Here is a 312-nt window from a genome sequence, read left to right as displayed (position 1 = left end):
ACGCGCGCGCCCGAGACCAGGATCGGGATGTGCTCGCGGGTGTGGTCGCTGCCGGGCCAGGTCGGGGCGTTGCCGTGGTCGGCGGTCAGCACCAGCAGGTCGTCGGAATCGAGCCGCGCACGCAGCTCGGGCAGGCGCGCGTCGAAGCGCTCCAGTGCCGCCGCATAGCCGGCCACGTCGCGGCGGTGCCCATACTCGCTGTCGAAATCGACCAGGTTGGCGAACACAAGCCCCGGACGATCGAGCGCGTCCACCGCAGCCAGGGTCGCGTCGATCTGGCCGTCGAGCCCAGTGGCGTGGATCTCCTCGTCC

At 71.5% G+C, this 312-nt stretch carries 1 pseudogene; it reads right to left on the bottom strand.

What is annotated here, in order from left to right:
* A pseudogene (locus tag FLQ44_RS11160) lies at positions 1–312 on the bottom strand (phosphopentomutase); the annotation flags it as partial.

It is taken from the genome of Vogesella mureinivorans, assembly GCF_007644035.1.
In the GTDB taxonomy this organism is placed as follows: Bacteria; Pseudomonadota; Gammaproteobacteria; order Burkholderiales; family Chromobacteriaceae; genus Vogesella; species Vogesella mureinivorans.
The sequence above is the reverse complement of the archived record's forward strand: the minus strand, read 5'-3'. Positions and strand labels throughout refer to the sequence as shown.